The 20,443-nt window shown below is 67.6% G+C and carries 16 protein-coding genes and 1 pseudogene; 6 read left to right on the top strand and 11 right to left on the bottom strand.

All coding sequences use genetic code 11. The annotated features are described in order from the left end of the window. Positions 1–250 precede the first annotated feature (250 nt). The 5 genes from ACWGJB_RS48410 to ACWGJB_RS48390 all read right to left on the bottom strand — a co-directional run bounded on the left by ACWGJB_RS48410 (position 251) and on the right by ACWGJB_RS48390 (position 7,722). The gene (locus tag ACWGJB_RS48410; protein ID WP_453386412.1) at positions 251–1,378 is read right to left on the bottom strand and encodes an XdhC family protein; all 1,128 of its coding nucleotides are present in this window, start codon (positions 1,376–1,378) and stop codon (positions 251–253) included. A gap of 372 nt (positions 1,379–1,750) precedes the next feature. Beyond that, entirely contained in the window at positions 1,751–2,227 is a 477-nt protein-coding gene (locus tag ACWGJB_RS48405) for a (2Fe-2S)-binding protein (RefSeq protein WP_453386411.1), read from the bottom strand. Positions 2,228–2,237: 10 nt separating this feature from the next. Continuing rightward, positions 2,238–4,571 (bottom strand): molybdopterin cofactor-binding domain-containing protein, encoded by a 2,334-nt coding sequence (locus tag ACWGJB_RS48400; RefSeq protein WP_453386410.1) that lies wholly within the window; start codon positions 4,569–4,571, stop codon positions 2,238–2,240. A gap of 419 nt (positions 4,572–4,990) precedes the next feature. Further along, positions 4,991–6,184, bottom strand: coding sequence for a PucR family transcriptional regulator (locus tag ACWGJB_RS48395; protein ID WP_453386409.1), 1,194 nt, complete (start codon positions 6,182–6,184; stop codon positions 4,991–4,993). A 524-nt stretch (positions 6,185–6,708) separates the two neighbouring features. Continuing rightward, entirely contained in the window at positions 6,709–7,722 is a 1,014-nt protein-coding gene (locus ACWGJB_RS48390) for an NADP-dependent oxidoreductase (protein ID WP_453386408.1), read from the bottom strand. A 141-nt stretch (positions 7,723–7,863) separates the two neighbouring features. On the opposite strand from ACWGJB_RS48390, the gene ACWGJB_RS48385 reads away from it, so the two are divergent. Then, on the top strand, positions 7,864–8,337 hold the full coding sequence (locus tag ACWGJB_RS48385) for a winged helix-turn-helix transcriptional regulator (RefSeq protein WP_405623850.1): 474 nt from the start codon (positions 7,864–7,866) through the stop codon (positions 8,335–8,337). A 176-nt stretch (positions 8,338–8,513) separates the two neighbouring features. On the opposite strand, the pseudogene ACWGJB_RS48380 reads toward ACWGJB_RS48385, so the two are convergent. Continuing rightward, positions 8,514–8,798: pseudogene (locus ACWGJB_RS48380) on the bottom strand (alpha/beta fold hydrolase); the annotation flags it as partial. Positions 8,799–9,587: 789 nt separating this feature from the next. Continuing rightward, entirely contained in the window at positions 9,588–10,082 is a 495-nt protein-coding gene (locus ACWGJB_RS48375) for a winged helix-turn-helix transcriptional regulator (RefSeq protein WP_453386407.1), read from the bottom strand. Positions 10,083–10,185: 103 nt separating this feature from the next. Between ACWGJB_RS48375 and ACWGJB_RS48370 the strand changes: the two genes are divergently transcribed. Then, positions 10,186–10,461 carry a hypothetical protein gene (locus ACWGJB_RS48370; RefSeq protein WP_453386406.1) on the top strand — a complete coding sequence of 92 codons (276 nt, stop codon included), beginning with the start codon at positions 10,186–10,188 and terminating at the stop codon, positions 10,459–10,461. Positions 10,462–10,769: 308 nt separating this feature from the next. After that, positions 10,770–12,941 carry an ATP-binding SpoIIE family protein phosphatase gene (locus tag ACWGJB_RS48365; protein ID WP_453386405.1) on the top strand — a complete coding sequence of 724 codons (2,172 nt, stop codon included), beginning with the start codon at positions 10,770–10,772 and terminating at the stop codon, positions 12,939–12,941. On the opposite strand, the gene ACWGJB_RS48360 is transcribed toward ACWGJB_RS48365, so the two are convergent. Genes ACWGJB_RS48360 through ACWGJB_RS48350 form a run of 3 tightly spaced genes read right to left on the bottom strand, consistent with a single transcriptional unit; the run spans position 12,942 to position 16,349 of the window. Beyond that, complete coding sequence (locus tag ACWGJB_RS48360) at positions 12,942–14,414, bottom strand: class I adenylate-forming enzyme family protein (RefSeq protein WP_453386404.1); 1,473 nt, start codon at positions 14,412–14,414, stop codon at positions 12,942–12,944. A gap of 35 nt (positions 14,415–14,449) precedes the next feature. Beyond that, positions 14,450–15,373 carry an alpha/beta hydrolase gene (locus tag ACWGJB_RS48355; protein ID WP_453386403.1) on the bottom strand — a complete coding sequence of 308 codons (924 nt, stop codon included), beginning with the start codon at positions 15,371–15,373 and terminating at the stop codon, positions 14,450–14,452. A 7-nt stretch (positions 15,374–15,380) separates the two neighbouring features. Continuing rightward, complete coding sequence (locus ACWGJB_RS48350) at positions 15,381–16,349, bottom strand: enoyl-CoA hydratase/isomerase family protein (RefSeq protein WP_453386402.1); 969 nt, start codon at positions 16,347–16,349, stop codon at positions 15,381–15,383. A 314-nt stretch (positions 16,350–16,663) separates the two neighbouring features. Here ACWGJB_RS48350 and ACWGJB_RS48345 point away from each other — a divergent pair, with 314 nt between their 5' ends. Further along, positions 16,664–17,347 (top strand): TetR/AcrR family transcriptional regulator, encoded by a 684-nt coding sequence (locus tag ACWGJB_RS48345; RefSeq protein ID WP_453386401.1) that lies wholly within the window; start codon positions 16,664–16,666, stop codon positions 17,345–17,347. Between the two features lie 33 nt (positions 17,348–17,380). Here the strand turns inward: ACWGJB_RS48345 and ACWGJB_RS48340 are convergent, their stop codons facing one another. Further along, positions 17,381–18,277 carry a short-chain dehydrogenase/reductase gene (locus ACWGJB_RS48340; RefSeq protein ID WP_453386400.1) on the bottom strand — a complete coding sequence of 299 codons (897 nt, stop codon included), beginning with the start codon at positions 18,275–18,277 and terminating at the stop codon, positions 17,381–17,383. 106 nt (positions 18,278–18,383) lie between these two features. Between ACWGJB_RS48340 and ACWGJB_RS48335 the strand changes: the two genes are divergently transcribed. Continuing rightward, positions 18,384–18,683 carry a winged helix-turn-helix transcriptional regulator gene (locus ACWGJB_RS48335; RefSeq protein ID WP_453386399.1) on the top strand — a complete coding sequence of 100 codons (300 nt, stop codon included), beginning with the start codon at positions 18,384–18,386 and terminating at the stop codon, positions 18,681–18,683. A gap of 95 nt (positions 18,684–18,778) precedes the next feature. Then, a protein-coding gene (locus ACWGJB_RS48330; RefSeq protein ID WP_453386398.1) for an IS630 family transposase occupies positions 18,779–19,857 on the top strand; the annotation gives its coding sequence in 2 pieces (ribosomal slippage) (positions 18,779–19,277 and positions 19,277–19,857; 1,080 coding nt in all). Positions 19,858–20,443: the final 586 nt, after the last annotated feature.

The following is a 20,443-nucleotide window of genomic DNA, read 5'->3' as shown; positions in this document are numbered from 1 at the left end:
ATCGGCGCGACCCATGAGCCCAGCGGTGGCCCCTCAGGGTATGAGGCCACCGCTGGGCGCCTTCCATTCTTCGACCGTGCCAGGAAAGGGCCGCGCATCACTCTCGAAAAGCGCGCACGGCCCCGTGCCGAGCTCCGGGCGGCCGTTCGGCAGGCCTTGGTGAGTACCCGCAAGGTCAAATCACCGATCTCCTGCTACAGCGAGCGCCACGACGACTGACGCCCCGACAGCAGCTGCCGGGTGGTGGACCTCAATGGATGAGGCGATTTGATGTTGTGTGGCGGTGGATCGGGCCGTCGACGCGTATCAGCGGTCGGCCGCTGCCGCCGCAGCGGTGCGCCACGATCTCGGCCGCGATCGACACGGCTGTCTCCTCCGGTGTACGCGCGCCGAGGTCAAGGCCGATGGGTGAGTGCAACCGTGCCAGCTCCGCCTCGGTGACGCCGGACTCCCGGAGCAGCCCCAGCCGTTGCAGGTGGGTGCGACGCGAACCCATCGCACCGATGTAGGCGATCGGGAGCCGCAACGCCCGCTGTAGCAGTGGGATGTCGAACTTGGCGTCGTGGGTGAGTACGCAGATCACGGTGCGTGCGTCCCACGCCTGTGACTCCAGGTAGCGGTGCGGCCAGTCGGCGACCACCTCATCCGCTTCCGGAAAGCGTGCCGGAGTCGCGAAGAGGGGGCGCGCATCGCACACGGTCACGTGGTAGCCGAGGTACTTGCCGATCCGTACGAGTGCCGCGGCGAAGTCGATGGCACCGAAGACCACCATGCGTGGCGTTGGAGCGATCGATTCCACCAACAGCGTCAGTGGCTCGCCGCACCGGCTGCCCCGAGCACCGATCTCGATCGTGCCCGTGCGTCCTGTCTCCAGGAACACCCTGGCCTCGGCACGCGCCGTCGCCTCCAGGGCCGTATCGCCGAAGCCGCCCGCACAAGAGCCGTCTGTTCGTATGACCAGCGCCCCACCCATCAGGTCGGACGGCCCGCGGACCACCCTGGCCACTGCCACCACATCTGCCGCAGTTGCGGTGGCCAGGGCCCCCACCAGCTCCGCGCGCTCGGTGGGGATGACGGGCTGTACGAAGATGTCCAGCACTCCACCGCAGGTCAGGCCGACCGCGAAGGCGTCCTCGTCCGAGTAACCGAAGCGCTCGAGCGTGCAGGTGGTGGACGCCAGTGCTTCACGGCACAGGTCGTACACGGCCGCCTCCACGCATCCTCCCGACACGCTCCCGACGACGGCGCCGTCGATGTCGACGGCCAGCGCCGCGCCCGGTTGCCTGGGAGCGCTGCCGTGGACCGCGACCACGGTCGCGACAGCGAAGGCCCTCCCCTGCTCACACCAGCGCGACAACTGGTCAGCGATGTCCAGCACGATGCTCCTTTCCGTGTTCGGCGGCGGCCTGGGTCTTCCGCGTGTTCACCGCGACGGCTACGCGGATACTGTGGGAAGGGCCAGAGCGGCAGACGTTTCGGACCTCGGCGAGGCCCAGGGCGACGATCGCGTGGCCGCCGGAGTTGCCGGACCTCGGCGACGGCGGCCATGACGCGTCCGGTCTGGCCGCCGCACTGTGCGACGCCGCGCACCAGGCATGCTTCCCGCGTCGGGCGCAGGGCTTGCCGGCCGTGGGGGGGGAGGCCCTTGATGGTGGCCCCCCTGTGCGGGACTGCCGGCGAGAGCCCGCTGTGAGAGCTGACGCAGGTGCCGCGTCATGCCCTGTGCGGCGGGCACTCGGGCGGGGGCGGGTCACATGTGCGCGGCGCCCGCCTTGATCGCTTCCCGGATGCGGTTGTAGGTACCGCAGCGGCAGATGTTGCGGATCTCGTCGAGGTCGGAGTCGGTGATCTCATGGCCGGCAGCCTGTGCTTGCCTGACCTTGGCCACCGCCGCCATGATCTGCCCGGGTTGGCAGTAGCCGCACTGTGCCACGTCGTACTCCAGCCAGGCCTCCTGCATCGGGTGCAGGTCCTTGCCGACTGTGTCGGGCAGGCCTTCGATCGTGGTGATCTCGTCGTCCGGCCCCACGTCCTTGACCTCCACCGCGCAAGGATTGAATGCCTTGCCGTTGAAGTGGGAGGTGCAGGCCTTGCAGACATTGATGCCACAGCCGTACTTCGGTCCGGTGACGTCCAGTACGTCACGCAGGACCCACAGCAGTCGAAGGTTGTCATCGACGTCGACGGTGACGCGCTTGCCGTTGAGGATGAAGGTGTGCGTGCTCATGGTGCGCTCCTCAGTAGGTGTGGCTCAGGCCGTCGGACGGTGACTCGGGAATGGGTGGGATGAAGGGCTTGACCTCGAAGGACACCGTGCCGTGGTTGATCGGGAACCGGGTGGGCATCGTGCCGGTCGCACGGGCGTAGGCGCCCGCGACCGCGGCCACGGACGCGGCCACTCCGGCTTCGCCGGCACCACCGGGTTGCTCGGAGTCGGAGGGCATCACGATGCACTCGAAGTCAAAGGGGACGTTCCACTGCCGGGTGTAGAAGTAGTTGTCCCAGCTGGCTTCGAGGAAGTGCCCGTCGCGCAGGTGCAGGCTGCTGGTGAGGGCGAGAGCGATCCCGTCCGAGACACCACCCAACATCTGCGCCTCCAAGCCCTTGGGGTTGATCACCAGTCCGGCGTCCACGGCGACCACGGCCTTGGTCACCCGGGGCCCGGTGACCGCGTTGTAGACCTTGCGGTTCACGGTCTCGGGTCGGCAGTCGATCTCGACGAGCACCGCGGTCGCGCCCTTGTACTCGCTGTGGATCGCGATGCCCTGCGCCATCCCGGCGGGCATCGACCTGCCCCACCTGCCCACGTCAGCGACCTTCTGGAGCACCGCCTTGACCCGGTCGTTCTTGAGGAACGCAAGCCGGAATGCCAGCGGATCCCTGCCCATCTTCCGGGCGAGCTGATCGACGACCAGTTCATTGGCACAGGCCACATCGGGCGAGTAGATGTTGCGCATGCTCCCGGTGTTGAAGCGCGCGTCGGTCTCGTTGAGCAGCTGGGTGACGACGCCGAAGTTGTAGGGGAGTTCCTGGGTCAACGTGAAGATGGTCTCGGAGAACCCCAGTGCGCCGAGCCCGGTGGGCAGCCTGTCTGCCGTCGCCGTGATCATCTCGCCGAGTCCGTGGCTGAAGTCGGTGACCACGCTGGTGTGCCGCTGTTCGAAGGTCAGCACTTGCCCGGCCAGGTACGTGGCCCGGATCCGCGAGGTCACCATGGGGTGCACCCGCCCCTGCCGGGGCTCGTCGGCGCGATGCCACATCAGCTTGACCGGCTTGCCCATCGCCTTGGAGATCTTGGCGGCCTCGATGGCGGGGTCGGCGAAGAGTTTGTGTCCGAACGACCCTCCGCCGGTGACCACGTTGACGGTGACCGCGTTCTGCGGCAGGCCGACTGCCTTCGCGATGTCAGCCTGTGCCACGATCGGCACCTTCAGTCCCGCCCACACCGTCGCGCGGTCCGATCGGACGTCGGCGATCGCACAGTTCGGCTCGAGCGCGGCGCTGCTGCGGAACATGAAGGTGAAGTCCGCCTCCACCGTGCTCGCCAGTAGAGGGACCTTCGGGACCGCCATCGGCAGCTCGGCCTTTCTCAGCCGGGCCAGGATCGTCTCGTCGGACTCGCCCGCGACCGGGCCCGGGTTCCACTCCACGTCCAGGGCACGCACCGCGTCGATGCACTGTCCGAACGCCTCCGCGCGAACAGCCACTCCCGTGTCGACCATCGCCACATCCGTCACGCCCGGCATGGCAAGCACCGTGGCTCGGTTGTGTACCGACTTCGGCGAGCCGTTCAGAGTGGGTGGGCGGCAGACCATGGTCGGCAGCGCGTCCGGAACGTGAAGGTCCAGCGTGAACTGCTTCCGCCCGGTGACCGCGAGCCGGGCGTCCTCCCGCCCGTAGGGCTTGCCGATCACCGAGAAGCTCGACGTGGCCTTGAGCTCGACCTCCACCGCCTTGACGGTGCGGCTGGCGGCCTTGGTGGCCAGAGAGCCATAGGTCATTGACGATCCGTCAGGCGCGAAGATCGCCCCTGCCTTGGACTTCAGCAGCGCGACTGCCGAGCCGAGCTCGATCGCCGCGGCTTCCAGCAGCGCCTTCCTGGCGATCGCCGCAGCGACTCGTACAGGTGTGAAGGTCGAGACCGTGGTGTTCGATCCGCCGGTGAGCTGGTTGAACATCAACTCGGGGCGGGCCGGTGCCAAGGCCACGTGCACCTTGTCGACCGGCAGGTCGAGCTCCTCGGCGATGATCATCGCTGTCGAGGTGGTGATTCCCTGGCCGACCTCCATCCGCGGAAGCTCGAACGACGCGGTGCCGTCCTCGTTGATCACGATCTTGATCAGCGCGGACGTGGGGAGCGCGGCGTCGGTCTGCAGATCCTCGAGGTCGTACAGCTCTGGGATCTGGGGCGCTGAGGGCACCGCGGCGTAGGCAGGTGTGCCCAGCCCGAGGTCGGCGGCCACGGCAAGCGTGGCTCCACCCAGCACATAGCCGATGAACGCGCGGCGGCCGACCCGCGCGTGCGCACCACGTCCAGTGGTGCGGCCACTCCTGGCAGGGACGTCGGTCATCGGCCATTCCTTTCTTGTTCCCAGTCGTCCGCTCTCGAGATCGGCAGACAGGCCGCGTTCCCGGGACCAGCGCGGCAGGGAGCTCCCGGCGCAACCAGTTGTCGGCTCCCCATCGGGGAGCGGACCAGAGCCTAGAACCGCATAAAGTCCTGGTCTTTGGGCCGAGCACCAGCGAAGCGGTGCAGCAGATTGTGCGCGAGCACAACGGAAAGCCAGTATTCGCACGGGGAGAGAATGAAATGAGGAGACAGCGAAAAAGGACAGTGAAAGGGCTCTGCGAAGGGAGACAGTCAGAGGCCTGTCGGCGCGGGAAGAACCTCAGTCCGCCGGTTCCCTGACCACCGGAAGACGCGCCGCGCCTGCCTTCGGGGTGATCGCGGAGACCGTCCGCGCGTACCGGTGTCTGGCCGGCCGAGGCCTCATTCCGGGATGGTGCCCAGTCGCATGGCCTGCAGGGCAACGTAGAGCTCCGCGGAGGAGTCCGCGTCGCTGGTTCGACGGCCGGTCAGTTCGGTGATCCTGCCCAGCCGGTACAGGACGGTGTTGCGGTGGCAGTGCAGGTGCTCGGCGGCCCGTGTGGTCGAGCCGCCGGTGGCGAACCAGACGCCCAAGGTGTCGAGCAGGACGGCTCTTTCCGTCGTCGGCAGGGTGAGCAGCGGCCCGAAGACCGTACGGGCCACCTCGGAAGCGGCGTCGGGTGAGGCCGCCGCAAGCAGGGCTATCGGCGAGCTCCCGTAGACGTGTGTGCCGGGGGTCCCGGGCGGCAGGCACTGGGCCGCCAGTTGGGCCTCCCGCCGGGCGTTCGGCGTGTCCATGGGCGAGGCGAAGGGCCGGCTGATGCCCACGCGGGAGAGCGCGATGGCGTCGAGGCGTTCCTCCACCGCGACGACCAGTTGCTCGTTCGGCAGAGCGAGGAGGCCGAGCAGGCTGCCTGCCTGGTGGATCCACTCGCCGTCGATGTCGACCGCCCGCAGCTGTCCCTCGACCGTCGGCAGAGGGCCGACGCCGTCGTTGATCTCGCCGCACACCACCAGGAACGGTCCTTTGCGGTCCAATCGCAGGACCCGCATGGCCTCCCAGGCTTTGGAGCTGTTCCCCGCGGTGCCGTCGAGCAGCGTGGTGAGCATGACGCGCCGTGCGGCGGCATCGCGGTATACCTGTTCCTCCACCGCGACGCGATAGGACTCGGCCGCGGCGCTGGAGCACTCGTCGATGATCACCCAGATGTCCGAGGCCTTGTGCAGCAGCCAGGCGGCGCTGTCCCTGCCAAGGGCCATCGCCAGCAGCCGGTCCCAGATGAACCGCCCGCCGAGACGGAAGGCATGCAGCAGAGCGGCCAGCGGGATGCCTTGTTCGGCCTTGAGCCGGCCCGCCGCCCGCGGGGCGTCCATGCTGGTGGGCACACCCCCGTTTCTCAAAGCTGTCAGCAGCGTGCACAGGTTGTCGTGCACGGGGACGCGCAACTGCTCGTGGCTCAGCAGCGTGCCCTCGGCGTATGAGCGCTCGCCGTCGAGGATCTCGGCAGTCAGTTCGTCGGTCAGTGAGTCCACCGAGACCAAGAGCCGGTCGAGTAGATCAGTCATGCACGCGTCAGCGCCCAGCGGCATGGTCATGCGCGGATGATAGACGTCCGCGATTGTGTGCGGGCCCAAACCACGGCACTATTTCCGGTTACCGTCCGACCAGTTGCCCCGCCAGCCTGTCTGGCCGCCTCCGTACAGCGTCCGGTCTCGTCAAGCACGGCGACAGAACGCGACCGCCGTCGCGGTTGCCGCGTTCTGGACCGAGCGGCGTGTCCGGGCACCGCCTGCGCGACGACGGTCGCGTTGTGTCGGTGCTGCTGGCGGTGACCGTGGTGGCGACGAGAGGTTCCTGGACCTAAAGCGGGAGTACGAGGCGCCGTTGGCCAGTTCCTCGTCCGTCATGAATGTCGAGATCGGCGGGCCTTGGCCACGGCTCATGTCGGCGTAGAGCCGAGCGGCGCGCTGTGCCGCGAGCGTATGGCGTTGCGGAACGGCACCGAGATGCCGACCGACAGCGGCGACTGTCCGCGAAGTGGTCACCCATGCATCGCCTTGGTGGCGGCGTCGCCCTCTCTTGTGACCGTGCCGGGCGGAAGCTTTTGGCCAGCCTGATCTCAGTTGTTGTCGGGCACCATCGAGACCACAACCTTGCCGGCCTTGGTGCGGCCCTGCTCGACGTGCGCCATCGCCTCGAGTGTCTGGTCGAACGGGAAGGTCCTGTCGATGACCGGGCGGAGCTTCCCGCTGTCGTAGAGGGCGCCGAGTCTGCGTAGCTGGGAGCCGTTGGCCTGCATGAAGAAGAACTGGTAGCGCACGCCCAGCGCCTTGGCCTGCTTGCGGACCTTGCGACTGAGGGTGTTCATGACCATGCCCATGAACGACGGGGCGCCGAGCTGCTTGGCGAACCCGGCATCCGGCGGGCCGGCGACACCGATGGCCAGGCCGCCGGGCTTCAGCACCGTCAGCGACTTCTCGAGGTTCGCCCCGCTCAGGGAGTCCAGCACCAGGTCGTAGCCGGACAGTACCTTCGAGAAGTCTTCCTTGGTGTAGTCGACGACGACGTCGGCGCCGAGGCTCCTCACCAACTCCTCGGTACGGGTGCTCGTGGTTGTCGCCACCATGGCGCCGAGGTGCTTGGCGAGCTGGATGACCGTCGACCCTAGGCCACCGGCGCCGCCGTGGATGAGTACCTTCTGCCCCGGCTTCACGTGGGCACGGTCGACGAGGATCTGCCAGGCGGCCAAGGCCACCAGCGGCACCGCGGCCGCCTCCTCCAGGGTGAGCGAGTCGGGCTTGGGCGCGACGTCATCCTGGTCGATCGCGATGAACTCGGCGAAGCCTCCGATCCGCAGGTCGCGTGGACGGGCGTAGACCTCGTCGCCGACCTTGAAGTCGCGCACAGCGGAGCCGACCCGTGTCACGACGCCGGCCACATCGTGGCCCAGCACGAACGGAGTCTTGTACTTCAGGAGTTGCTTGAACTCCCCGTTGCGGACCATTTTGTCCAGTGGGTTGATGCTGGTGGCGCTCACTCTGACCAGGACGTCGCGGTCCCCGACCGTGGGCTCGGCTACCTGTGCGGCACGCGCGCCGTCCTTGCCGTACTTCTCGACGACGAATGCCTTCATATCGGCCGCCCTTTCTGCGTGATCTTCTCGGTGGTCCATGTGCTGGTCGCGACGCTACTTGCTGAGTATAGAAAAGTAAACTTAGGTGACGTTAGAATCACCCCCATGGATGCGAGGATCGAAGCTCTTCAGGATGCCGGCATGGACCCCCGTCTCGACCGGGACATGTCGAACTGTTCGATTGCGCGGACCCTTGAGGTCGTGGGTGAGAAGTGGACGATCCTGATCCTGCGCGAGGTCTGGTACGGCTCGTCCCGCTTCAGCGACTTCGAACGCGTCCTCGGCTGTCCTCGCAACCTCCTCGCGGCGCGGCTCCGGATGCTCGTGGAGGAAGGGATCCTGGCCACCGAGACCTACAAAGAGCCGGGCTCGCGGAGCCGGCCGAAGTACGTGATCACGCCCAAGGGTATGGATCTGGTCCCGGCCGTGATGGGGCTCCTACAGTGGGGCGACCGTTACCGCGCCGACCCGGAAGGTCCGGCCGTACTGGCGCGACACCGCGGATGCGGCGCGCACGTCGACGCCCAGATCCGCTGCGAACGGGGCCACGCAGTGCAGGCGGAGGACATCGAGAGCGTCCCCGGCCCTGCATTTCGCATGAGGCCGGCCGAGTAAGCTGAGTCAGTGATCGCAACCGCTCCGCGCGGGGAGGGGGTGCTGGTCCGGCTCGTGCCGCGACCACTACGCGAGGGGCCCACCGCGCGCACGGCAGGCCCCTCGTTACTATCCGTTGGAGGCGGACTCAGAGCTTGACGATCATCTTTCCGACGTTCTCGCCCCCGCACAGGGCGATCCGCGCGTGCAGCTTGACGTGGGCGCTGGAGCGGTACCCGGTGACCGCTGTCCAGCCGGACAACGTTCGTGGCCCTGACGCTCACCAGGTCGGGACGCAGCGCGGTGACGCGAGCAGTGAGGGCGGAGCCCCAGTCATGGCCCACGAGGTCGACCGGGCTGCCGATCTCCTCCAGCCGGGCGATGATCCAGTCGACGTACTCCTCCTTTGGTAGCGGTGAGGCCTTCCGGTACGGGGCTTCCGGAGCCGGGCAGGGCGAATGCGATGACACATCGGTCCGCATCAGCTGATCACGGACGTCGTCCCAGATGTGGTGGGTGTCCGGGACGCCATGAACGAATACGGCGGGCACAGGACCTCTCAAGTCGACTGATGCCCCCCAGGGGTTGGGTCGCGTTGGTGCGGGCCTGGTCCAGCGGAATCCGAGGGCAAAGGGGTCTGCCGGCGGACAGGGCTGTCCAACGGGGCTGAGGAGCAGTGTCAGGAGAGCGCGGGTGACTCCATGAGCGGTGATCCGGGTGGGTGTCGACGAGACGGTGTTCTCGCCGCGGTGCTCAACGGCCGTCCGCTGCCGGGTAGTTGACCGCCCGGCGTCCGGCACCCCAGTAGGCCCGGCGTCGGCCTTGCCGGTCGCTGCCGGGGAACGAGGTGTCTACGCGCTCGACCGCTTGCTCGATCGGACGATCGGCACGCAGCGCTGATCACCGAGAGGCGGCCAGGGTCGGGCTCCCGTGTCCGTGGTGACGGCCCGTCCGGTGCCCGCTGGAAAGAACTGCTGGGTGAATGCGGCTTGTTCACCCCGATCGAGCCGCAACCGATCAGTCCGGCGGCTCGATGTGATCGCTGCGCGGTGCCGATGGACGGCTCGACCGCTTGCTGAAGCGCTCATGGCACACCTCGGCGTGTGACTGGCCGCCTTGGCGGCGGCCGGTGGAGCGGTGCTCGGCCGTCTGGCTCGAGCGGGCCGCCCACGTGCTCACGCTCAGGCTCGCTTGCGGCTCAGGGGTTAACGCTAGGGTGGTTACTACCATCATGCAAGTGACTGGCTATAGTGACGATAGTCGCCGAGGGCTCACAAGGCCTGCTCGTTCCTCCGCTCGAGTACGGCTCGGATCCGGTCGTCCGCGGACGGTCCCGGCAGGAACGTGGTGTGCTCCTCGTCGATGGGGTGGCCGGTCGTGCGGTCGATCAGCAGCGGATCGACGTCGGCGCCCGACTCCTTGTCCACCAGGCGGACGTTCGGCGCCGCCGGGGGGAAGTGGTTGTTGCCGAAGGCGTACAGGGCGGTGAGTACCGGGCGGAACGCGTGTCCGGTCTCGGTGAGTACGTACTCGTCGCGCGAAGGACGTTCGCTGTAGCGGCGGCGCTCGAGGAGGCCGGCCTCGACGAGCGTGCCGAGTCGGCGGGTCAGGGAGTTCGGTGAGATGCCCAGGCTCTTCTGGAACCCGTCGAACCGGGTGATGCCGTGTGTCGCGTCGCGCAGGATGAGGATGCTCCACCACTCGCCGACCCGCTCCAGCGCCAGTGCGACCGGGCAGCTCATGTCCTGAAAGCTCTTCCGTTCCATGATGGAAGTTTACGGACGAGGCATCGGCACCCGACGCCGCGAGTCACGGGTCGAACCGACCGTTTCGGCGCGTGCAGGGCCGTCGGTGTGGTCGAGGCACTGGGTGAGCCCGCCGGACTTTCTCCGGGAGTTCGTGCGGGGCGCCATGTGCGTGCCGCGGACGGAGAAGTTCGGCGCGAGGCTGGAAGTGCCGGAGAAGCTGCCCGACTGGATCGACCAGGACGAGATGGACTTCTTCGTGGCCGAGCTGGAGCACACCGGACTGACCGGCCCGCTGAACCACTACTGGACTCTCGACCTGAACTGGGAGGTCCCCGGGGAGTACGAGGGCAGGCCGGTGACCGTGCCGGCGCTCTTCATCGGGGCGACCGGGACGTGACGACGATCTGGAGCCAGCAAACGACCCCCATCCGGGAGCAGATCCACGACCTGCGAGGATCGGCGTTCCTGGCCGACTGCGGACCCTGGATCCAGCAGGAGCGGCCGAGGCGGTCAACAGGGATCTCCTGAGCCTCCTCAACGGTCTCTGATGTGTTCCTCGACGGTCTCTGATCCGGGAACGGGCACATTGACCGGGCCGGGCGGCGGCGGTGAGGGCCGTCGTCGCCCAGCCCCTCGGACCTGCAGTCGACCTCGGCGGAAAGGGGGGAAGTGCCCGCGCGTGCCGTTACCCGTACATTTTGGTTTATGGGAACCGACACCCATGTCTTCCTTCGAGATCTCGCCCGAGGGCTCAAGCCCCGATCGGATCAACTGACCGAAGTGGTGCTGCAGCGCTTGCGCAGCGAGCTTCCCGACGTGTGGCGGTACGAGGACATCGCCGCTCTGGCGCCGGCTGCTCTGTCCGAAGTCGTCGACACCGTTCTGGACTTTCTTGAGCGCGGCCGCGATCTGTCCGAGGTCACCACGCCGCCCGCGGCCACTGCCTTCGCTTGCCGACTCGCTGAGCACGGCGTGCAGATCAGCGAGCTCCTACGCGTCTATCGACTCGTCCACGCGGGTTTGCTTGCTCTGCTCTATGAGGAGACGGGCCGTCTCACCAAGGGCCCTGAGCTGATCAACGCGGTGACGATGACGCTGAGCGCGATAGCTTTCGAGTACGTCGATCGCACCGCGCAACAGGCAGTCGCGGCGTACCAAATGGCACGTGACCGCTGGCTGCAGCGGCGGCTGATCACGATCAACGAAGCCGGGATACGGATCGGGACCACTCTGGACACCACCCGCACCGCCCAGGAGCTGGCAGACGTCGGTGCCGACCACCTCGCGGACATCGTCATCGTCGACCTTATCGACGCTGCCCTCCAAGAAGAGGAGGGGTACCCCGCAGAAGGCCCGCCGGTACTCCGTCGGATCGCGCAATCCGTCTCGGACGGCAGCCCGAACCCGGCAGACGGCCCAGGGCCGCGGCACACCTACCCGGACGGGTCGGAGCCGGCTGTCGTACTGGCCACCGGACAACCTCTCCGGCTCGGCACCACGGCCTCCGACGGTCCGACGTGGCTGCAGGGGCCTTCGGACCGCAGAGGTGCCCCGGGCGCGGGCGGCATCCACTCCATGCTCCTGATCCCCCTGTGGGCACGGGGCAATCCGCTGGGGCTGGCACAGTTCTGCCGCCGCCACACAGCGGATCCGTTCGACGACGGCGATCTGCTCCTCGCCCAGGAGATCGCTTCCAGAGCAGCGGTGAACATCGACAACGCCCGGCGTTACACCCAGGAGCGGTCCACCGCCCTCACCCTCCAGCGCAGCTTGCTGCCTCAGCACGTACCGGAAGAGTCCGCCGTCGAGACCGCCTCCCGCTACCTGCCCAGCGGATCCCGCGCGGGCGTGGGCGGTGATTGGTACGACGTGATCCCGCTCTCCGGAGCTCGTGTCGCCCTCGTCGTGGGCGACGTGGTCGGCCGCGGCCTCCAGGCCTCGGCCACCATGGGCCGACTGCGAACGGCCGTCCGCACTCTGGCGGACATCGACCTGACCCCCGACGAACTGCTGACACACCTCGACGACGTGGTCATCCGGCTGCAGCGCGCGGAGCAGAGGGGCATGGACGAGATCAGCGCCACGTGCCTGTACGTGGTCTACGACCCCGTCTCCCACGTGTGCTCCCTGGCCAGCGCCGGACACGTTCTACCGGCCGTAGTGACTCCCGGTGATACGCCGGGCTCCCGCGCGGTCACCTTCCCGGAGCTGCCGATCGGCCCGCCCCTGGGCCTGGGCGGGCTCCCCTTCGAAACCGCCCAGTTCGAACTGCGACCAGGCAGCCTTCTGGCGCTGTATACCGACGGCCTCATCGAAAGTCGCGCTCGCGACGTGGACGCCGCCCTCGCGGTGTTGTCCGACGTTCTCGCTCAGGCGCCGGCGTCCCTGGAGGAGACCTGCGACCAACTGCTCCGCGCACTGTTGCCCAGCCGCCCCGCCGATGACGTCGCCCTGCTTGTGGCACGCACCCGAGCGCTGGACGCCGACCACGTCGCCACACTGGATCTCCCCTCCGATCCGGCAGTCGTCTGCGAGGCGCGCGCTTTCGCCTCCGGCCGGCTGGCCGCCTGGGGGCTGGAAGAGATGACCTTCACCACGGAGCTCGTGGTCAGCGAACTGGTGACGAACGCCATCCGCTACGGCAAGAGCCCCGTCCAGCTGCGGATGATCCTCGAGTCCACCGTGACGTGCGAGGTTTCGGACGCCAGTGGCACCGCTCCGCACCTGCGCCGCGCCCGGGCCTTCGACGAGGGTGGACGCGGCCTGCTCCTGGTCGCCCAGCTCACCGAACGCTGGGGCACGCGGCACCACCGCGAGGGGAAGGTCATCTGGGCGGAACAGCTGATTCCGTCCGCCCTTGCCGAGCAATCCTATTGATCAGGACCTGTCAGTGACTGTGGCGTGGGCGGTCCGCAACGAGGGTTTGTCGATCTTGCCGACCGCGTTCTTCGGTATGGCTTCCACCACAAGGAACGCGGTCGGGCGCTTGTAGCCGGTGAGGCTGCGCACGCAGAGTGCTTGCAGCGCCGCCGGATCGACGGTCGAACCCGGTCGAGGCTGGACGTAGGCGACGACCACCTCTCCCCACTTTTCGTCGGGTACGCCGATCACGGCGGCCTCGAGTACCGACGGGTCGCCTGAGAGCACGTCCTCGATCTCCTTGGGGTAGATGTTCTCCCCGCCGCGGATGATCATGTCCTTCGAGCGCCCGACCAGGGTCAGATAACCCTCGGCGTCGAGGTGGCCCACGTCGCCCGTGTGCAACCAACCGCCGACGATGACCCTGGCCGTTTCGTCCGGACGGCCGAGATAGCCACACATGACGTTGGCACCCCTCACGACGACCTCACCGTCGATGCCCGGCGCCACCTCGATACCGTCGGCGTCGAGGATCCGGATCTCCTGGCCGGGGAAGGGAAGCCCCACGGTTCCGGCGCGTCGAGGGCCCGCGACGGGGTTGATGGTGGAACCGCAGGTCCCTTCGGACAGCCCGTACCCCTCGATGAGCGGAAAGCCGTACCGGGTCTCGAACCGGGTCAGCAACTCGGCGGAGGCGGGTGCGGCGCCGCAGACTCCGAACCGCAGCGACGATGTGTCGGGCCGAACGTGGTCCGGGAGTGCCGCGAGCATGCTGTAGATCGTCGGCACGGCGCTGAAGAAGGTGGGGCGCTCCTGCTCGACGAGGTCGAAGAAGGTGCGGGGATCGAACCGGCGGCCCGCGATGACGACGCTCGCGCCGACGAGCAGAGGCATGAGGACGCTGACCACGATGCCGTTGACATGGAAGAGCGGCAGGATCAGCAGGCACCGGTCGGCCGGCCCGACCTCCAACGCCTGGCGCCCCATCTCCACCATGGCGTCGATGTTGGCGTGGTCGAGCATCACACCCTTGGGAACCCCGGTCGTACCGCTGGTGTAGATGAGGAGCGCCAGCGTGGACGGGAGAAGCGGTACCTGATCCGGCCCCACCGCTCCTTCGTGCAGTTCGCCGACGGCGAGTACGGCCACACCGTCCGTCACTACGGCCGCACCGTCCTCGACCACCAGCAGGCGCGCACCGGAGTCCTGGAGCTGTCGGACCACCTCTCCGTCGGTCATGCTCGGGTTGACCGGCGTGATGGTGGCGCCGAGCCGCCAGGCGGCGAACAGCAGGAGTACGAACTCGACGCGGTTCGTCAGCTTGAGGGCGACGACGTCAGCGGGACCGATTCCGAGGTCCTGGAGCTGACGTGCTGCCGTTCGGACCCGGCTCAGCAGCTGGGCGTTGGTGAGGGACTGGTGCACGTCCGAGACTGCGGCCCCATGGGGGTCCAGTTCGGCGCGGCGGTCGGGCAGAGAAGCGAAATTCATGGCGAGCGTACCTGTCTCGGTGTGATGCGATCCGGTCAAGTAGTCGACGCGGCGGGTGCCGGGTCCAGCTGGCGGGCGAGGAACTCGATCTGGTCGCGTACCAGGGCCTCGAAGGTCTCGCCTGTGTAGAAGTCGAAGTGGCCGGCGTCGTACCTCTTGATCTCTCCCCGGGGCGCGGTGCCCGCGTACCGGAGAGTCTGGGCGGGAGGCGTGACGGAGTCGGTGTTGCTGACGCAGAAGAGGATCGGCATGGTCACCTTCTTCGCCGCACGCCCGGGCCGGTACGCGGCGATGGTCGGAATGACCCGTGCCGCCACCTCGTTGCGGAACGTCGTCCCGGCCGGCTGCAGCGCCTCGTATCCGGGCAGTGCGTCCGGAGCGTTCATGAGCGCCGGCGCACCGGGGGCTGCGGCGATGGGAACCATCGCGGGTGCCCTGCCACGCACTCTGGCCGCCAGATCCCGGGCGAGCACGGGGGTCATCCTGAGTGAGGCGACCGGGCCGAGAGCGAGCGCGGAGGCGAGACCGTCGGTGAACGGGCACTGGGCCACGGCCGCGCGCAGTTCGGGATGACGTGAGGCGACGGTGATGGCGTGGCCCCCGCCGAAGGAACTGCCCCATACCGCGACGCGTGCGCGGTCGACGTCAGGGCGGGCCTTGACGTAGGCGATGGCGGCATCCCAGTCGGCGAGCTGACGCTTGATCGACAGGAGCTGGCGCGGGTGGCCGCCGCTGTCGCCGAAGTGCCGGTACGTGAAGGCCAGAGCGGCTATCCCGGCCTGTGCGAAACGCTCGGCGAAGGCGTCCAGGCGCATCTCGCGGGTGGCGCCCAGGCCGTGTCCGAGGACGACTACGGGCGGGGAGGTGACGCCCGTGGGGAGGTAGAGCCACCCGGCGCAGGTACTGTCGCCGGAGGGGAACGTGATGTCGTGACGGGTGAAGGGCTCCGAAGCGGTCATCGTCGGCTCACCGTCCGTTCGCCGAGCGGCGCCCGGGCACACTGCCCGACGCGAGGGCCTGCGCGTAGGTGTCCGGCCTGTAGAGCGGGAGCTCGCCGGTGGTGTCCGTCGTCTTCATGTAGTCGAGCATCAGTTCCTGCCCCTCCTTCGACATGACTCTGGTGAAGAACTCGGCGCGTTCGACGTGCAGGCCGTCCTCCAGTGACATGGAGCCGCCGAAGTACACCGACCTCTTGGCGGCCGCGACCGACCCCTTCGACCGCCGGCCGAAGTGTTCTGCGAGTTCGACCGCTTGCGCGACCACCTTGTCCTGCGGAACGACCTTGTCCACCGCTCCATTGGCGAGAGCCTCCGCAGGCGTGAACGGCTTGCCTTCGAGGATCGCGGCCAAGGACCGGTGGGTGCCGATCAGGCGGGTCAGCCGCTGGGTGCCACCTCCACCCGGGATGATGCCGAGGAGGATTTCCGGCTGGCCGATGAAGAAGTCTCCCTCGGCCATGACCCGCAGATCGCACGCCCAGGCGAACTCCGCGCCGAGGCCGAGAGCCGAACCGTTGAGGGCGGCGACGAACAGGACACCGCTCCTGTTCATCCGGAGGAAGGTCGTGTGCAGGCGCTCCAGCTGGAGGGCTCCCCGCATCGGGGTCCTGCGCATCACGGGCCCGAGGAGACGGGACCGGTCCACGTGTTTCGCCATGCGTACGACGGCGGCGGCACCGCGTCGGCCGACCGTCGGGCTCGCGGCGCCCTCTTCCTGAAGCCACTGGACCGCGGCATGGCTGACGAACCGCTCGGGATGCGCCCCGGTGAAGACGACGGCACGGATGTTGGGATCGCGGTCGGCCCGGTCCACCAGCTTGTCCAGCTGATTGGCGATATCGAGGCCGAACACCTGGTGTGGGCCGCCGTCGACCCTGACGATCAGGACGGCCCCGCGATCTTCGATCTCCAGATGGCCTTTGTCTTTATATGGCATGAATTCCGCTCCATTGCTGAGTTCATGGGAAGTGCACGGTGGGTGGGGGACGGCCGCGGTGTGGAGTGCAGCGATGGGGCTGGATCGCAGTGGCGGGCTGCTGCTGTACCGGCGGCAGGAATCTGGCACAGTGCGTGAAGGTCAGCCCAGGGGCGCGCGCCCGTGTCGCGGACGGCATGTCACTCCTGATGTGTATCCTGGCCCTGACGATTCATATAACCAAGTTATTTCAAGTGTGACAACCGCCACTCGGTCGTGTGCGGTATCGGGGCTGGCTCGTCGTCGGCCGCGGAGTCGGTTGGAGGTGTGAGGGCATGGCAGGGCGGGCGAAGGTCGATGACGCGCCGGAGCGGCTTGTGCAGGCCGCCATCGGTCTGCTGGCCGAGCAGGGGCCGTCGTCCATCAAGGCGCGTACGGTGGCGTCCGCGAGCGGACTGTCGACGATGGTGGTCTACAGCCACTTCGGTGGGATCCCCGAACTGATGCGAGCCGTTGCCGACCATGGGTTCAGAGAGCTTGGCCGGGCGTTTTCCCAGGTGCCGGTGACGGAGGATCCGATCGCGGATCTCTTTGCCATGGCCTTGACGTGTCGTCGAGTGGCTCGCGAGAACCCTCATTTGTACGACCTGATGTTCGGGCTGTCCACTCGTGCGACGTACCGGCCGCTGTCGGACGCGGACCTTCGTCTGAGTGGGCGTTCGCCGGCCTTCCGAGACGCCCACGCCCATGTCGCCGCAGCGTGTGAACGGCTCGTGGGCTCCGGCAGGGTCGAGCAGCAGGAACCCGAGGCAATAGCTGCTCAGTTGTGGAGTCTGGTCCACGGCTACATCACCCTCGAGTTGGCAGAGCACTTCGTCGAGTTCGAGGACGCGGTGGTGCAGGTGCTGCTGCCGATGGGCGTCAATTTCTCTGTCGGACTGGGCGACGAACGGAAACGTTCCGAGGCTTCGCACCAGGCTGGCGCGCGCCTTTACGCCTCGATCGTTCAAGGCCGTTGAACGTCGGGTGGTTGGGCGCTGCCCCGTGTGTGGCTAGGACGATCTGTTCTCCGCAGCGGAGGCATCGGTACCTGGCGTGAGCTGGTCGTGCCTCCCCAGCGCCGCGACCTCGCGTTCGAGGGACGGAACCGCCCGGGCCGCGAAGCGCCTCGCCCAGGGCCAGGCCAGCGGCGAGTTCAGCGCCGCCTTCGCCCAGTTGGCCACGGCGACTGCGCGTGGGACGTACACGCGGCTGCGCCGGCGCACGAGCCCGTCGACGATCGCGGCAGCCGCCCGGTCGGCGCTCGTGGTGACGTTGCCCGGATAGGGCAGCCGGTTGCGCAGGCCCTGGAACGAGGGGAGGTCCACCTCGGCGCCCCGGACGAGGTCCGTGTCGATCCAGGAGGGGTGCACCAGGCCGACCGTGACCCCGAGGTGCGCCACCTCTTGGCGGTAGGTCAGGGCGAGCAGCTCCGTCGCGGCCTTGCTCGCGCCGTACGAGGCCATCGCGGCCAGCGGCATGAAGGACAGCGCGGACGCCACGACCAGCACGTGGCCCCGGCTGCGCTCCAGATGGGGCGTCGCGTACTTGAGGGTGCGGAAGACACCGTTCAGATTGATGTCCAGGACCCGCTCGAACGACGCCTCGTCCGTCTGTCGCACCGTCCCGTACGCCACCACGCCGGCGTTGGCGACGACGAGGTCGATGCCGCCTATGACCTCCGCGGCTTCATCGATCGCCGACCGTAGAGCGGTGCCGTCGCGCACATCGGCCTCACGCCAGGAAGCGGTGGGGCCCAGATCGCGGGCGAGGTCACGGAGCCGGTCGGGCTCCAGTCCGATCAGGGTCACCCGAGCGCCTCGGGCGGCGGCCAGGCGGGCCACCTTCTCGCCGATGCCACGTGCCGCTCCAGTGACGACCAGCCTTCTGCCCAGCAAGTCACGTTTCATGGCGGCAACATAACTTCGTTATTGATGAAACACAAGACGTCGTGCGGTGGGTTACTACCGCTGCACCTGCTGGGTCTCACGACTGGACGAACCTATGCTGGCTGTCATGAGGCGGACATCCTTTGCGCAGTGGCCCTGCTCGATCGCGCGGACCATGGACTTGCTCGGTGACTGGTGGACGCCCTTGGTGCTGCGTGAGGCGTTCTACGGAATCCGGCGGTTCGACGCGTTCCAGGAGTCGCTGGGGATCGCCCGCAACACCCTGACGGACCGGCTGCGCCGGCTGGTGGAGGAGGGGCTGCTGGAGAAGCGGCCGTACCAGACGGAGCCGGTTCGAGAAGGGGCGCGACTTCTACGGTGTGCTGCTGATGATGAACCGATGGGGAGACCGCTGGCTGGCCGGTGAAGCGGGCCCGCCGGTGGTTACTGACTTCGGCTCGTTAGGGTGATCTTCTTCGAAGTCCCTGATGGGCCTGGAGTGTTGTCTGTATTCCGTGGTGTATGAGGTATGCGGATGGGGGCGGCCTGACCCCTGTGGGACGTCAGCGCCGGGAGACGGTACGGATGCAGGCGGCGGAGCTGTTCGAGCAGAACATCAAGCCGCCGGAAGTCGCACGGCGCCTGGGGGTGAGCCCGAAGTCAACCTACCAGTGGCAGCAGATGTGGCGGGACGGCGGCGTGCAGGCTCTGGTCTCTCGTGGCTCGAGTGGATCGCGATGCCGTCTGTCCCCGCGTTGTCTGGAAAAGCTGGCTGCGTACCTCGATGAGGGGCCTGCCGCGCATGGCTGGGTGGAGGACCAGGTGTGGACGGCTGCCCGGGTGGCCACCCTGATTGGCAGGAAGTTCCACGTCTCCTACAGCGTCTCGGGTGCCACGAGGCTGATGCACCGGCTCGGCTTCAGTCCTCAGGTACCCGCGCGGCGGGTGGCCGAGCGCGATGAGCAGGCCGTGACCGTCTGGAAGGAGGCGACCTGGGCCGAGGTAAAAGAGCCCGGGCGGCGTGCGGGGGCTACGTCTGCTTCGAGGACGAGGCGGGCTTCACGCGACGACCGCCCAAAGGACGCACCTGGGGCCGGCGCGGCCGCACCTCGCAGGTGACGGTGAGCGGGCGACGCTCGGGCCGCCTGTCGGTGGCCGGACTCATCGCGATGCGGCCCGGCTCCCGCACCCGGCTGTGCCACCGCCTGCGCACTCATCCCGCGGGCAAAGGCAAACACCGCAGCATAGGCGAACGGGACTTCATCGCGCTGATCGACGGTGTCCACCACCTCGTCAAGGCCCCGATCGTGCTGGTCTGGGACCGGCTGAACACCCACGTCTCCCACCCCATACATGAGTTGATCGCCGAGCGTGAATGGCTGACGGTATTCCTGCTGCCCGCGTACTCGCCGGACCTGAACCCCGTCGAGTGGGTATGGGCACATGTCAAGCACAGCCTGGCCAACCTCGCCGTCGTCGCCCTCGACCGGCTCGAAGTCCTCGTACGCAACCGGCTCAAACGCCTCCAGTTCCGGCCCGACACTCTTGACGGCTTCATAGCAGGCACCGGCCTGACCTTCGACGACCCAGCGTCACCCTGATGCGCCGAAGTCAGTAAAACCGCGGGTGGTGTCCGGAACCGACCTCCATCGGCGCCAGCAGAGTCTCCAGGATGGCCGTCCTGGAGGCCCTCGTATGCCTGGCCCCGAGCGGAGGCAGGCGTCCCCATCGCAGCTCGACCGAGGTCGAAATAGAGCCCCGCCAGAGCCACCACCCATGATCCACCGGCCAACTTGGTTCCCTCAGAGGGCAGTTGCAGAGGCTGCTGCCTCTGACTGCCTCCGAGCGACCCGGGCCGAACCGGGGTCGAATCAGAGCGATTTCCTCTGACTGCCTCCGCTCGCCTCTGCAACCCGTCCTAGCAGATCACAGCCTCATCGCCCCCACACAAGCGCAGGTCAGAAAGGTGCGCTAGCTGTACCACCAGTACTCCGAGCGCCGGGCCCGACCGGAGAACGTCGCGTACTTGGACATGAGACACGCACGCACCGCGTCAGTGAACGACATCTGTCAACTCCATCCTTAACGACTCTAACTGATCATTTCAGAATGAGGTTCGGAGTCGCCTCAAGCAGATGATGCTGCAGGCGAGTTGGAGCAGGCCGAGATGAAGGTCGGCGCGTATCT

Source organism: Streptomyces sp. NPDC054813 (assembly GCF_053611365.1).
This window is presented reverse-complemented; position numbering and strand designations above follow the sequence as displayed.